This window comes from Archangium sp., assembly GCF_036388035.1.
Classification (GTDB): domain Bacteria; phylum Myxococcota; class Myxococcia; order Myxococcales; family Myxococcaceae; genus Archangium.
In genome coordinates this window covers 1-13,701 of the sequence record NZ_DASVSO010000129.1, presented here as the reverse complement: position 1 = coordinate 13,701, position 13,701 = coordinate 1, and the positions used below count along the sequence as shown (strand labels likewise).

12 protein-coding genes are annotated in these 13,701 nt (G+C 72.5%); 6 read left to right on the top strand and 6 right to left on the bottom strand.

The genetic code is table 11. The features are described 5' to 3' along the window. Positions 1 to 2,272: tetratricopeptide repeat protein (locus tag VF697_RS05815; RefSeq protein WP_414641246.1), on the top strand; the 2,272-nt coding region annotated here is incomplete at its 5' end. 4 nt (positions 2,273 to 2,276) lie between these two features. Here the strand turns inward: VF697_RS05815 and VF697_RS05810 are convergent. After that, positions 2,277 to 3,152 carry a hypothetical protein gene (locus VF697_RS05810; protein ID WP_331092490.1) on the bottom strand — a complete coding sequence of 292 codons (876 nt, stop codon included), beginning with the start codon at positions 3,150 to 3,152 and terminating at the stop codon, positions 2,277 to 2,279. A 169-nt stretch (positions 3,153 to 3,321) separates the two neighbouring features. Here VF697_RS05810 and VF697_RS05805 point away from each other — a divergent pair, with 169 nt between their 5' ends. Then, positions 3,322 to 4,068 (top strand): hypothetical protein, encoded by a 747-nt coding sequence (locus VF697_RS05805; RefSeq protein ID WP_331092489.1) that lies wholly within the window; start codon positions 3,322 to 3,324, stop codon positions 4,066 to 4,068. Between the two features lie 26 nt (positions 4,069 to 4,094). Here the strand turns inward: VF697_RS05805 and VF697_RS05800 are convergent, their stop codons facing one another. Next, on the bottom strand, positions 4,095 to 6,485 hold the full coding sequence (locus VF697_RS05800; RefSeq protein ID WP_331092488.1) for an ATP-binding protein: 2,391 nt from the start codon (positions 6,483 to 6,485) through the stop codon (positions 4,095 to 4,097). 247 nt (positions 6,486 to 6,732) lie between these two features. Here VF697_RS05800 and VF697_RS05795 point away from each other — a divergent pair, with 247 nt between their 5' ends. The 3 genes from VF697_RS05795 to VF697_RS05785 all read left to right on the top strand — a co-directional run bounded on the left by VF697_RS05795 (position 6,733) and on the right by VF697_RS05785 (position 9,558). Continuing rightward, on the top strand, positions 6,733 to 7,305 hold the full coding sequence (locus VF697_RS05795; RefSeq protein WP_331092487.1) for a class I SAM-dependent methyltransferase: 573 nt from the start codon (positions 6,733 to 6,735) through the stop codon (positions 7,303 to 7,305). Positions 7,306 to 7,431: 126 nt separating this feature from the next. Then, entirely contained in the window at positions 7,432 to 8,538 is a 1,107-nt protein-coding gene (locus tag VF697_RS05790) for a hypothetical protein (protein ID WP_331092486.1), read from the top strand. Between the two features lie 183 nt (positions 8,539 to 8,721). Next, entirely contained in the window at positions 8,722 to 9,558 is an 837-nt protein-coding gene (locus tag VF697_RS05785) for a Uma2 family endonuclease (protein WP_414641245.1), read from the top strand. Position 9,559: 1 nt separating this feature from the next. Here VF697_RS05785 and VF697_RS05780 read toward each other — a convergent pair whose 3' ends face one another. The 4 genes from VF697_RS05780 to VF697_RS05765 are packed head-to-tail and all read right to left on the bottom strand — an operon-like array spanning position 9,560 to position 13,122. Continuing rightward, the gene (locus tag VF697_RS05780) at positions 9,560 to 10,249 is read right to left on the bottom strand and encodes a TIGR04283 family arsenosugar biosynthesis glycosyltransferase (protein ID WP_331092484.1); all 690 of its coding nucleotides are present in this window, start codon (positions 10,247 to 10,249) and stop codon (positions 9,560 to 9,562) included. Next, complete coding sequence (locus tag VF697_RS05775; protein ID WP_331092483.1) at positions 10,246 to 10,899, bottom strand: TIGR04282 family arsenosugar biosynthesis glycosyltransferase; 654 nt, start codon at positions 10,897 to 10,899, stop codon at positions 10,246 to 10,248. The genes VF697_RS05780 and VF697_RS05775 overlap by 4 nt, the downstream gene beginning before the upstream one ends. Before the next feature lie 16 nt (positions 10,900 to 10,915). Continuing rightward, positions 10,916 to 12,421: a mercuric reductase gene (locus VF697_RS05770; RefSeq protein ID WP_331092482.1), complete on the bottom strand. Its 1,506-nt coding sequence runs from the start codon at positions 12,419 to 12,421 to the stop codon at positions 10,916 to 10,918. Next, positions 12,418 to 13,122: a TVP38/TMEM64 family protein gene (locus tag VF697_RS05765; RefSeq protein ID WP_331092481.1), complete on the bottom strand. Its 705-nt coding sequence runs from the start codon at positions 13,120 to 13,122 to the stop codon at positions 12,418 to 12,420. Before VF697_RS05765 ends, VF697_RS05770 begins: the two co-directional genes overlap by 4 nt. A gap of 77 nt (positions 13,123 to 13,199) precedes the next feature. Between VF697_RS05765 and VF697_RS05760 the strand changes: the two genes are divergently transcribed. Next, positions 13,200 to 13,701 (top strand): pseudouridine synthase (locus tag VF697_RS05760; RefSeq protein ID WP_331092480.1); only part of this gene is annotated, 502 nt, incomplete at its 3' end.

Here is a 13,701-nt window from a genome sequence, read left to right as displayed (position 1 = left end):
CGACGAGGCGGTGCAGCGCGCGAGCAACCCCCGGGCCCGTGCCTCCGCCTTCCTGGCTCGCGGCGAGCGGCTGCTGTCCATCGGCGAGCGGGCCCTCGCACGCGCGGACTTCGAGGCCGCCGAGGGCCTCGCCCCTGGCTCGCTCCCGGCCCTGATGGGGCTCGTGCGGTGCGGGGCCGACGCGGATCGTCCCCGGGCCGTCGAGCGCCTGCGGGTCGCGCTCGCCGCCGCGCCCCGTCGCACGCCCTTCCGCCTGGAGGGGCTGCGGTGTCTCGCGGAGAGCGCCGGAGGCTCGATCACCGACGCGCGGCTCGCCCACTGGGCATGGTCCGAGGTGCTCGCGGAGAACCCCGAGGACGTCCTCGCACGGGACCGGCTCCTGGAGCTGGCGAGGCAGCTCGGGGACAAGGCCGGGTTGAGCCGACTGCTCCGGGCCCGCATCGCCCGCGAGCCGCGCGGGCTGGTGGCGCGCGGATTCCGGCTGGAATTGGTGGCCACGCTGGAGGCCTTGGGCGACCGCGAGGCCGCTCTCGCCGAGCTGCGTCAGGCGGTCCGCTTCGAGCCCGGCCACAAGGAGGCATGGCTGCTCCTCGTGGACCGGCTCATCGCGCTCCAGCAGCACGGCGAGGCCGCGTGGGCCCTGGAGCACGCCGCCACCGCCACCGAGGACGACACCGAGCGCCTCGGCACCTGGGAGCGGCTCGCGCGCTTCTGCCGCGAGGTGCTTGGGGACGCGGCGCGCACGCAGGTGTACGCCAACCGCGCGGAGAACCTGCGCAGGGCCATCGCCGAGCGCGAGGCTCCGGCGCTTCACCCCGAGCCGCCGCGCAGCGCCATCCCCAAGCAGGAGCAGAGCGGCTCTCGCACCGTCGTCCTCATCCCGCCTCCCGGTGAGGTGGAACTCACGCCCAAGCCGCGCCCCGCCGCGCCCGCGTCCGCGCCCACCGTCCTCGAGCTGCCGGCCATCGGCGAGTTCGCCCCCACCTGGAACCAGGAGGCGCCCGCAAAGGAGGCCGCCCCCGCGAGCCGTCCGCCCTCGCTGGCCCGGGAGCCCGCCTCCGCGAGCCGTTCGCCCGCGTTGCCCCGGGAGCCCGCCTCCGCGGGCCGTTCGCCCGCGTTGCCCCGGGAGCCCGCCTCCGCGAGCCGGCGGCCTCCGGAGCCCGCTCCTGTCGTTGCTCCCGAGCCGCCCTCCGCTCCCTTTCAGGTGGAGGGCACGCAGGTCATCGCCTGGGAGGCGCCTCCGGGAAAGATGGACCCCGCGCGCCGCCGGGTCCGCGGTGGGCCCGTCGCTCCAACTCCCGCCGCGCCCGCTGCTCCGGCCGCCCCCGTGGCTCCAGCCGCGAAACCCGCGCCGGCCCCGACAGAGACCCGTCCGGCCGCCTTCGAGCGCGTGCGCGAGCAACCGCTCGATGCGAGCGCCTACCGGGAGCTGTCGGCGTTCTTCTCGGCTCGGAGTGACACGGCGCGCGCCGCGCTGATGGCCGAGGTGGCCTCGGCCCTGGCGGGAGAGAAGGACGCGGTACCCCGTCCCCCGCGTCGCACGCTCACCCCCGAGGAACGCGCGGGCCTGCGCCACCCCGGGCTGCGCAACCCGGCGGGCGAGCTGCTCGCCTCCGTGGGCCTCGCCCTCTGCCGCCTCTTCCCCACCTTCGGGCGCGCCGCCGGCTCCTCCGAGCCGTTCCGTCCGGACTCGAGCCCCGGTGCCCGGGCCGCGATGGACGCGCTGCTGTCCGTCTCGCGCATCCTCGACGCCCCGCTCCCGGAGATCTTCCTCTCCGAGGACGAGGGCCCGCCCTTCACGCTCATCCACCCGGGGGCTCCGCGCCTGCTGGTGGGGCGGCTCGCGCTGCGTCAGGTGTTGCCGGAGTCGGAGCTGCGCTTCTTCGCCGGGCGCGCCCTGTCGGGCCTCGGGCCGGACCTGCTCGCGCTGCGCTGTCTGAAGAAGGACCAGCTCCTGCGCGCGGTGGCCATCCTCGCCTCGGTGCTGCGTGGTGGCACGGAGTTCGGCCCCGAGTCCCGCGTGGTGCGCGATGCGCTGCATCCCAAGTCCCACGAGCGGGCGCGGGTGCTGCTGGAGTCGGCCCAGCAGGACTTCGATGCCGCGGCGCTCGCGGAGGCCGCGCGCCACTCGGCCAACCGCGCGGGGCTCGTCGCCTGTGGGGGCCCGGGGCCGGCCGTGGCCGCGATGCGGGCCCTCAAGTCCAGCGAGCAGGAGCTGGCGGAGCTGGTGCGCTTCGCCGCCTCCGAGCGCTACCTCCCGCTGCGCGGCTGAAGGCTCAGCGCACCTGTACCTTGAAGGTGAGGGCGACGAGCTTTCCCTTCTCGCCCCCCATGTCGTGGCGGTACGACAGGTCCAGGCCGCCGCCCGGCGTCATCAGGCCGATGCCCGCGCCGAGCTGCGAGGAGCGGGTGAAGCCATCCCAGGTGTAGCCCGCGCGCACGGGGAAGCTCTGCCCGAAGACGTACTCCACGCCGCCGCTGTAGGTGAGGGTGGTGCGGCTGTGGGTTTCGAAGTCCGCGCGCACGTCGGCGGCGACGGACAGCAGGCCCGCGAGCAGGCCCGCGTGGGCCGAGTAGTAGCGGGTGAGCTCGGGGTTGCGGGTGTTGATGAGGTTGTGGGCGGAGACGCCCAGGGAGATGGCCTCGCTGGGGCGGAAGAGGATGCCGGCATCTCCGGTGATGGCGTTGGCCTGCCGGGCCCCGCGCATCAGCAGGTAGCGCGAGGAGACGCCGATGAGGAAGCTGTTGGCGATGGGAATTCCCATCGCCACCGTGTTGAGGTGGGCGGTGGTCCGCTCCACGCCCTTGCCGAGCGAGACGAGCTGATAGGACACCCCGGCGGCCACCGCGCTGGTGGACGAGTCCGCCACGGCCACCATCCCGGAGGCGTCCTGGCCCACCCAGTCCCAGGCGCCGGTGAGCTCGACGCGGTAGGTGCGGAAGGCGGCGAGGGCGGCGGGGTTGCCGAGGCCCGCCTCGGCGCCGAGCCCCAGGGCCCTCCAGGCGCCCCCCATGCCGTAGCCGCGCGCGCTTTGCAGATCCCTCAGGTCCTCGGCGCGGGGCTTGCGGAAGAGGTCGGGTGCGGCGACTTCCTGGGCCTGGGCGAGGACGGGGAAGGCGAGGGCGAGCAGGAGCGTCAGGCGAGGCCACATGGGGCGCGCATCCTAACTGCCTTGATGGAGGGGTGGGCCATCACTAGATTCGGCGCCCCATATGTCCACCCCCTTCGCGACGAGAGAGCCCCTTCCCACCCAGGCCGTCCCCCAGGCACGGCCGCGGATCGTCGATACCCTGACACTCGGGGTCCGGAGGGGTAGGGCCGTGAAGCGGACCGTCCTCCTCGTCGGAGTCCTGGCGGCGCTCAGCGCGGGCGCCTACGTGCTGCCCGGGGGCTCCATCATGCGCCGCATGGTGGGGGGGCGGGAGGAGCTTCAGCTCTTCACGCTCAAGGCGGACGGCTCGCTGCACTTCTACGGGCCGGGGGTGAAGGAGGCCGGGGCGGCGCTGGGCCTGCCGGCGGATCGTCCCGAGCTGGAGGCGGACGGCTCGGTGTTGCTGAAGCTGCCGAGCCGCTGCCGCTTCGAGGCGAAGGCGGTGGAGGGCAACACGGTGGCCTCGGTGTCCTCCGGAGGCCGCAAGCGCTTGGAGGGTACGGAGATTCCCGCGCTGTCCGAGGCGATTCAACAGGTGTGCGCCTTGCTGGCGATGCGCGCGGACTCGGCGGTGGAGGGGCGCGAGGTGCTGGAGGCGCACCTGCGCTCGCTGGGCATCGAGCCGCGCACGACGTCGCTGGGCCGCTTCGACGGCGAGGTGGTGTACGTGCTGGGGACGCCGGGCGAGGCCAAGCCGCAGTTCTGGGTATACAAGGAGGGCTTCCGGCCGGCGCGCCTGCGCTACAAGGACGGGAAGGGCACGGCATGGGACGTGCGCTTCCTGGACTACACCTCGCCGGCCACGGGCGAGATGCTGCCGCGCACCCTCGAGGTGTGGCGCGGGAGCGAGCGGGTGATGCGCTTCACCGCGCTCACCGGCGACACGCGGGCGAAGCTCGCCGACACGCTCTTCTAGAGGTGAAACCCCCGCCGGACGGCGGCCTAGTGCGGCTCCGCCACCGGCAGGGTGAAGGTGAAGGTGGTGCCCCGTCCCAGGGTGCTCTCCACGTGGATGTGCCCGCCGTGCGCCTCGACGATGCCGCGGGCGATGGGGAGCCCCAGGCCCGCGCCCTCCCGAGCGCCCTCCTTGGCCTGCCAGAAGCGCTCGAAGAGGTGCGGCAGGTGCTCCGGGGGAATCCCCGGCCCCGTGTCCACCACGGAGAAGCGCACCATCTTCTCCTCCTGCCGCGCCCACAGGGTGATGCTGCCTCCCGCGGGCGTGAAGCGGATGGCGTTGCCGATGAGGTTGGAGAACACCTGCAGCACCCGGCCCCTGTCCGCGAGCACCGCCGGGACGCTCGCGTCCAGCTGGCACTCCAGTTGGAGCGAGCGCGCCTCGGCGAGCGGCCGGTGCAGCTCCACCGCCTCGCTCAGCAGCCCCGTCACCTCCTCGGGCAGCTGCGCCACCGTGAAGCGTCCCGCCTCCATCTTCGTCGCGTCGAGCAGGTCCTGGATGAGGAGCACGGCCCGGTCCGCCGAGCGCCGGATGACCTCCACCTGCTTGCGCAACCCCTCCGCGTCCTGCGGTGACTGGGGCCGCTGGAGGCGGTTGGCCGCCAGCGAGATGACGTTGAGGGGGTTGCGCAGGTCGTGCGAGACGATGGCCAGCACGTCATCGCGCGCCTGCGTGGCGAGCTGCGAGGCGCGGTAGAGCCGGGCGTTGTCGATGGCCAGGGCGGCACGGGCCGCGAGGGCCTCGGCCAGCACGAGCTCCGCGGGCCCATAGCGCCGGCCCGAGTCCGTATAGGCGAGGATGAAGGCGCCCAGCGTCCGCCCGCGCGCGACGAGCGGAATCGTCAGCGTCGAGCGCCAGCCGAGCTGCTGCAGGACGGAGTAGTACGCGTCGTTGTCGGTGGTGGCCCAGAGGAAGGCGTCCGTCACCTCGGGGACGAGCTCCGGCTTGCCGGTACGCACCACGGCCTGCACGCCCACCGCCGCGTTGGGGTGGACCTTCAGGCGCTCGAGGTAGGCCAGCATCGGCTCCTGCGACGGATCCTTGTGGGCCATGGCGACGCGGTGCAGCTCATCGCCCTCGAGCATCGCCACCAGACAGAGGTCCGCCAGGCGGGGGACGATGAGCCGGGCGAGGCTCTGCAGCGTGGCCTCGTACTCCAGCGCGGCCACCAGCACCCGGCTCGCGTCGGAGAGGAACTGCTGGGCCTCCTCGGAGCGCTTGCGGTCGGTGATGTCCCGCATGATGGTGGAGAGCATCTCCAGCCGGCCGCTCGTGTCCCGGTGGGCCAGGAGCACCTGCGAGACGGGCAGCTCCCGGCCGTCCGGGGTGCGCAGGGCCGTCTCTCCCGTCCACGAGCCCTCGCGCACCGCGGTGGACACGCCCTCGGTGAGCAGGCGCCAGGCGGCTCGGGGCGTATGGGCCGAGGCGAGGCGCCAGGCGCTGGCGTCCTCCTTCTCGCCCAGCCCCACCATGCGCCGGCCCGCGCGGTTGAGGTAGAGGCCCCGCCCCTGCGCATCCGCGATGCCCACCATGTCCGGCGTGGCCTCGAAGATGGACGTCAGGCGGCGATGCACCTGCTCCGCCTGCTTCTGCTCCATGTTGTCGCGCAGGTAGATGGAGACGCCCTCGCCGGCGGCGCTGAGATGACAGGCGAACCAGATTCCATCGAGGCTCACCTCGCAGTCCGCGGAGGTCTGCCCGTCGAGGATCCGCCCGGTGGCCTGCACCAGGGGGACGTGCTCGTCCGCGGAGAACACCTCCGCCATCCGCTGGCGCAGGAGCTGCTCCCGGGGCTTGCGCAGCACCTCCGTCGCCCGGTGGTTGACGAAGGAGAGCCGCTGCTCCCGGTCCACGACGAGGAAGGCGTCGGAGAGCTGCTCCAGGATGGTCTCGATGCGCGCGCGCGCGGCCTGCTCCTGGCTGAGCTGCCGCTCCGCGTCCGCGCCCTGCGGCTCCACGGAGCGTAGGGCGCAGGCGAAACCCACCAGCCGGCCATTCGGGTCATGGAGGGCGGTGAGCACCTGGCGGGCCCGGAAGCGGGTGCCGTCCCGCTTCACCCGCCAGCCCTCCTCCTCGCTGCGCCCCTCCTGCATGGCCCGCCGCAGCGCTCGCTCGGCCAGCTTGCGTGCATCCGGCGGGTAGAGGGCCCCGAGGGGCTCGCCCTGCACGTCCGCCTCCACATGCCCGGTCAGTTGCTGGGCGTCCCGGCTCCAGAGTTGGATGTGTCCCCGGGTGTTCAGACCAGCAACGGGGCCGCCCTCGCCCTGGGTCAACATCAACAGGGCGAGTTGCTGCGGCTCGACTTCTTCTTCCGCCAGCTGGCACTCCCCCTTGGCTTCCCAGTCTCCAGGAACGCCATGGACCATCTGGTGGGGCAAACGGCACCTTCCTTCCGGGCAGACCCCTCATCCTCTGGCCCGCAGACGGGAGGGTATTGATTCCAGGATTGAACCCACCATGCCCATCCGGGCATGCCATGGAGCCCGAAGGGACGAGCCCTCCTCAGGGGAGGCGCCCGGGCCCTGGTGGGTTGCCATACCCGCGAGCATCGAACCCAGGGGTCGTCCCGCCGCTCGCATGGCATCCTTCCGGGTTCTCGCGGGTCGTCCCCGCGCTGGAGGTGCCATGGCTGAGGAAGATCGGCAGAGGTGGAATGCCCGTTACCAAGGACAGGTGGAGGCCCGAGAGCCCTCCCGCTTTCTCCAGTCGCTCGAGGCTCGGCTCCCGCGCACGGGCCGGGCGCTCGAGGTGGCGGGCGGGCCCGGACATGACGCGCTCTGGCTCGCGAGGCGGGGCCTGGACGTCACCCTGGTGGACATCTCGGATGTGGCGCTCGAGCGGGCCGCGGAGTCCGCGCGCGAGGCGGGGGTGGCGCTCCGGTGCCAGCGATTGGACGTGGAGCGCGAGCCGCTCCCGCCCGGGCCCTTCGAGGTCGTGCTCTGCTTGAACTACCTGTGGCGGCCCCTGTTCGCGGTGATTCCCCAGGTGCTCGCGCCGGGAGGACTGCTCGTCTTCGCCCAGCCCACCCAGAGCAACCTGCAACGGCACGCGCATCCCTCGGCCCGCTTCCTGTTGGAGGACGGAGAGCTGCCCCGGCTCGTGCAGGGGTTGGAGCGCCTCTCGTACACCGAGGGGTGGACCCAGGAAGGCAGACACGAGGCGCGGCTGGTGGCGACGGTTCGAGGGGGTCTGACATAGGCGAGCCCCAAGGCGGTTTGTCGAGGGGCGGGACCTCTCATTTACGCCCTGTTGGGGCGGGGTTTCATGTCAGACCCGGCAGGTATCTTTGTTCCCATCAAGACGTTGAACGAGGGGACGAGAACGATGAGCACGCCGACGATCGACAACCGCGTGGAAGTGGTCTTCAGCTTCGACACCACGGGCAGCATGTACCCCTGCCTCGCGCAGGTCCGGAAGAAGCTGGGCGGCACCGTGGCGCGGCTCATGAAGGAGATTCCCGGCATGCGCATCGGCATCATCGCGCACGGGGACTACTGCGACGAGGGCTCCACCTACGTCACGAAGGTGCTCGACCTCACGGACGACAAGGACGCCATCGTGCGCTTCGTGGAGCGCGTGGAGCCCACGGGCGGTGGAGACGCGCCCGAGTGCTACGAGCTGGTGCTGAACCAGGCGCGCGGCCTGTCGTGGACGCCGGGCTACACGAAGGTGTTCGTGCTCATCGGTGACGACGTGCCGCACGGGCCGACGCAGAACCCGCGCCGGCTGGACTGGCGCGCGGAGGTGGGCGCGCTGGGGGCCATGGGCATTCCGGTGTACGGGGTGCAGGCGCTCAACCGCCGCCACGCGACGCCCTTCTACGAGGAGCTGGCGCGCAAGTCTGGCGGCTTTCACCTGAGCCTGGACCAGTTCGCGTACATCACCGATACGCTGCTGGCCATCTGCTACAAGCAGTCGGGCGACCTCAAGCTCCAGGCGTACGAGACGGAGGTGTCCCGCGAGGGCCGCATGAACCGCGGCCTGAACCGGGTGTTCAACACCATGCTCCAGCGCGAGACGCCGGCCGCGTACGCGGAGACGGACCTGCGCGCGGTGCCGACGGGCCGCTTCCAGTTCCTCGACGTGGACAAGGACTGCGCCATCAAGGCGTTCGTGCTGGAGAACGGGCTGCGCTTCAAGACGGGCCGCGGCTTCTACGAGTTCACGAAGGCGGAGACCATCCAGGGCCACAAGGAGGTGGTGCTGATGGACCGCAAGACGGGCGACCTCTTCAGCGGGGAGCGGGCGCGCGAGATGCTCGGGCTGCCGCCGGGCGAGACGGTGCGCATCCGGCCGACCAACCTGGAGAAGTACGTCGTCTTCGTGCAGAGCACCTCGGCCAACCGCAAGCTCGTGGGCAACTCCAAGTTCCTCTACGAGGTCGAGGATTGGGATCGCTCGGCGGACGGCCGGCTCGCCGCCGCCGCGTAGTCACCGCACGGGCAAAGGCGTCCGCGGAATGGGACGCCCTCCGCCCCTGGAAGACCCGGAGGCGCCGCGCTGCTCACGCCCGCTCACTCGGAGCGGCGTGCCTGTGTCGCATGGTCCACCGCTTGCTCATGGGCACCGCGGGGGCGATTGACCGGGCCCGCTGCTCGCCGCACCCTGACGGGCATGGCACGGGATGAACAGGGACGAGAGGAGGCCTTCCCCCGGGCTCCCTCGCGGGAAGAGTGGGCGCGGATGAGTCAGGAGGAGCAGGCCCGGGTGGTGGAAGCACTGCCCGGGGAGGTGACGTGGGACGAGATGGCCATGCCCGAGGGAGATCTGCACTCCCAGGCGAAGATGGGCGCGTTGCAGGCCCTCAAGGGGTACTTCTCCCGGCAACGGCGGCGGGTGTACCTGGGCACGGAACTGCCGGTGTACTACCCCGCCGAGCGCCGCTTCGCGCCGGACCTGGTGGCGGTGCTCGATGCGGAGTCCCATCCACGGCAGAAGTGGGTGGTGGGCCACGAGGGCAAGGGGCTGGACTGGGTGATGGAAGTCCACGTCGGCGGCGACCGGAAGAAGGACGCCGAGTACAACGTGAGACGCTACGCCCGGTTGGGGATTCCCGAATACTTCATCTACGACAGGGCCCGTCAGCGGCTGGAGGCGTACCGGCTGCCCTCGCCCGAGGCGCGGGAGTACGTCCCCATCGCACCGGCACAGGGGCGCTACCCCTCGGAGGTGCTGGGACTGGAACTGCAGGTGGAGGAGGGGCGGCTCCGCTTCTGGGCGGGGCACGCGATGCTGCTGGAGTACGAGGAGCTCATCGACCGGATGGAGTCGATGGTGGCGGGGTTGCAGCGACGCGTGGACGAGGAGGCCCGGCAGGTGGAGGAGGCGGAGCGGCTGCGCGAAGCGGCGGAGCGGCGTCTGGCGGACGAGGCGCGGCTGCGCGAGGAGTTGGAGCGACGTCTCGCGGAGTCACAGGCCGAAGTGGAACGCCTCCGGCAGCGCGAGCAGTGAGCTACCGCACGTGGGCGTAGACGCGCAGCAGCGTGGCCGGTGACACCCCGAGCCGGTACAGCAGGGGAAAGCCATTCACCGCGAGGAAGTAGAACACCGGCCGCGCGAGGAAGCGTCGGCCGGACACGGTGACGCACGCATCCACCGTGCGGACGCGGCCCTCGCGCCACAGCCGCGTGGACAGCTCCAGGTCCTCCATCAACGGCTGGGCGGGGAAACCCCCCACGCGCCGGAAGACGTCGGCGCGGATGAACAGCGCCTGGTCACCGTAGGGCAGTCGTGTGTACCGCGAGCGCAGGTCCGCGAGGTGCTGCAGCGGGCCGAGCCACGAGCGGCGGCCCGTGTCGTTCACGGTCCACGTCTTGAAGGCTCCCGCCACGACGCGCGGGTCTTCGAGTGCGGTGTGGATGTGCCGGGGCGCATCCGGGGGCAGGGCGACGTCCGCATGGAGGAACAGCAGCACGTCACCCCGGGCCTGCTCGGCTCCCGCGTTCATCTGCGAGGCCCGTCCTCGGGGCGCGGAGAGCACGGTGACGCCCGGGTAGTCGCGGGCCCGGGCCACGGTGGCGTCCGTGCTCCCTCCGTCCACCACGAGCACCTCGCCGACGCCCCGCCCCAGTGCCGCCAGCTCCGCGAGTCGCTGGCCCACGCGCTGCTCCTCGTTGAGCACGGGGAGGATGATGGAGATCACCGCCGCAGCTCCCGGAGCGCGGCCTCGGTGGCCGGGGCCCGCAGTCGTCCCGAGGCCAACTCCGACTCCAGGCGCGCGAGGTCCTCGGGGACGTCCACGTCGAAGAAGGGCGCCACGCGCGCCACGGTGAGCCCGAGCGACACCAGCCGCGCCTCGGTGTGCTCCCGCGTGTGGGGCTGGCTCCAGGGCAGGTTCACGAAGGCCCCCTCGGGCAGGCGCCGCAGCGCGAGCAGGTAGAAGCCGCCGTCCTCGCTCGGGCCGAACACCGCGTCCGCATGCGCGAGGCCCGCTCGGGCCGCTTCCAGGTGCTCGGGGGACAGGCCCGGACTGTCCGCGCCCAGGGCGATGGCGGCCGGGTGGTGCTCCAGGGCTCGCCGCAGGACGCGCTCCATCCGCGCGCCCAGGTCTCCCTCGCCCTGGGGCCACACCTCCACCGGGCCGGGCAGGAGTCCCTCGGGCCACGGCCCTGGGGAGGCGAGCACCGGCGCGGCCCACGGCAGCCGTGTCACCAGCGCCCACGTGTCCTGGAGGAAGGCCCGCGCGAGCCGGGCGGCCCCCTCCGCGCCAACAGCCGGGCTCAGGCGCGTCTTGGCCTCTCCGGCGCGGGGCGGCTTGGCGAAGACACAGAGGGCGACCTCGGGACGACTCATCGGGCCCATGCGAGCATCACCGGCGCCAGGAGAGCAACCGGGTGAGGAAACCCTTCGTCCGAGGGGTGAGCCGCCGCCGGTTCCACGCATCGCCGAGCCGCTTCAGCACCTCGCCCCGGGTGGGGTAGGGGAGCACGGTGGTGGCCAGGGCCCCCACGGTGAGGCCCATCGTCATCGCCAGCGCGAGCTCGCCGATGTTCTCCCCGGCGTGGGCACCCACCAGCGTCCCCCCGAGCAGCCGGCCCGACTTCGCGTCCACGTGGATGCGCCCGAAGCCCTCGGTCTCGCCGTCCAGGAGGGCCCGGTCCATGGAGGACATGGGCACGGTGAGGGTGACGGCGCCGAGCGCCTCGGCCTCACGCGAGGTGAGGCCCACGTGGGCCACCTCGGGGTCCGTGTACGTGCACCAGGGAATCACGAGCGCGCTGGCCTTCTTGCGGCCGAAGAAGAGGGCGTTCTGCAGCGCCACCCGCGCGAGCGCATCCGCGGCATGGGTGAACTTGAAGCGCGAGCAGATGTCTCCCGCCGCGAAGATGTGCGGCTGGGTGGTGCGGAGCTGGTCATCCACCTCGATGCCGTGAGGACCGTGCTGGACTCCGGCGGCTTCCAGCCCCAGGCCGCCCACCTCCGGCGTGCGGCCGGTGGACACCAGCAGCGCCTCGCCTTCCACGGCGCCCTCCACGCCCTCGCGCTCGAAGCGCAGGCGCTTCACTGGGCCCTGGGCCTCGACGCGGGTGGCCCGGGCCCCGAGGTGCAGCGAGATGCCCTCGGCCTCGAAGCGCCGGGCGAGCACTTCGCCCACCTCCGGGTCCTCCTTGGGCAGCAGGCGCGCGTCCTGGCTGACGAGCGCCACCCGGGCCCCGAGTCGCTGGAAGGCCTGGGCCAGCTCGCACCCGATGGGGCCTCCGCCGAGCACCACCAGCCGAGGGGGCAGCGCGGTGAGGGTGAAGACGCTCTCGTGGGTGAGGTAGCCCACCTCGGCGAGCCCCGGGACCTCCGGCACGCTGGGGCGGCCTCCGGTGGCGATGAGGGCGCGCGAGAAGGTGAGTCGCTGGCCGGCCACCTCCACCGCATCGGGCGCGACAAAGCGGCCCTCTCCGAGGAACACGTCCACGCCCAGGCCGCGGAAGCGCTCGGCCGAGTCGTGGGGCGCGATGCCCGCGCGCAGCGAGCGCACCCGCTCCATCACCCGCGCGAAGTCCACGCGGGGCTCGCTGGCCTCCACCCCGTAGGAGCCCGCGCCGCGCACGGTGGCGGCCACGCGCGCCGAGGCGAGGAGGGCCTTGGAGGGCACGCAGCCGAAGTTGAGGCAGTCGCCGCCCATGAGGCGCCGCTCGAGGAGGGCCACCTTCCCACCGAGCCCGGCCGCGCCCGCGGCGGCCACGAGGCCCGCGGTGCCGGCGCCGATGACGACGAGGTTGTAGCGCCCCGAGGGCGTGGGGTTCTTCCAGTCCGCTGGGTGGGTGAGGGCGGTAAGGGCGGCGTCGTGCGCGTCACCGTCGAGCAGGGGCGGGGCGTTCACGTCGGGGTCTCCTTCAGGGTGGCGTCCAGGGCCCGGCGCGCGAGGCGGGTGACGTACACGGTGACGAGGACGGTGGCGAGCAGCCCGCCCCAGAAGAGGAGCTGCCCGGAGAGGCCGGCGTCGGGGCGCTCGCCGCGCGAGAGCTGGGCGAGGCTCGTCACCAGGGAGCCCAGGTACACGTAGAGCACCGTGCCGGGCAGCATTCCGAGGAAGGTCGCGAGCACGTAGTCCCTCGGGCGGACGCGGGTGAGCCCCAGGGCGTAGTTGAGCAGGTTGAAGGGGAAGAGGGGCGAGAGGCGCAGCAGCAACACCACCTTGAAGCCCTGCGCGGCCACGGCGGCGTCCACGGCGGAGAACCTCGGCTGGCCCGCGAGGCGACGGCTCACCTGTTCGCGCAGCGCCGTGCGCCCGAGCAGGAAGGCGGCCAGCGCTCCGAGGTTGCTCGCCACCACCACCAGCAGCGAGCCGTGGACGGGCCCATAGGCGAAGCCCGCGCCCAGCGTCAGCACCGAGGCGGGCAGCACCAGCACCGTCGCCACCACGTACAGGACGACGTACAGCACCGAGCCCACCATCCCCGTGTCGCGGATGCGCTCGACGAGCGTCAGCAACCACGTGTTGACGGGCAGCAGCTTGAAGGCGAGCACCAGCGCCGCCACCACCGCCACGCCTGCCATGCCTCGACCGATGCCGCGTGCCATGCCCCTTGTCCTAACAGGCTCGATGCCTGGAGTCCCTGGTGGTTTCTCGGAAGGCCGCGCCGTAGAAGGGAGGCTCCATGTCGCTCCAGAAAATCACCGTCCCCCGCGAGGCCGCTGGCGATCGGCTCGACAAGTACCTCTCGGCGCACGTGCCCGGGCTCTCGCTGGAGCGGGCGCGGGTGCTCATCGAGCAGGGACTCGTGCGCATCCGAGGCAAGAAGTGCCAGCCCACGCGCAAGCTCTGGGGAGGGGAGGAGATCGAGCTCGACCGCCCGGCACCGCGCGCTCCACCGCGCGCCCAGGTGAGGCGCTCCATCGAGGGCCCCGAGCTGCCCGTGCTCCACGACGACGCGTCCATGGTCATCGTGAACAAGCCGCCGGACCTGGTGGTGGAGCCCTCGGGGAATGTGCCCTCGGTGGTGGACCTGCTGGCGGCGCGGCTGCCTCCGTTCGACGTGGAGGGCCTCGCGCAGCCCGGCGTGGTGCACCGGCTGGATCGGGAGACGAGCGGCTGTCTCGCGTTCGCACGCACGGACGAGGCCGTCGCGGCGCTCGACCGGGCGTTCCAGGAGAAGCGCG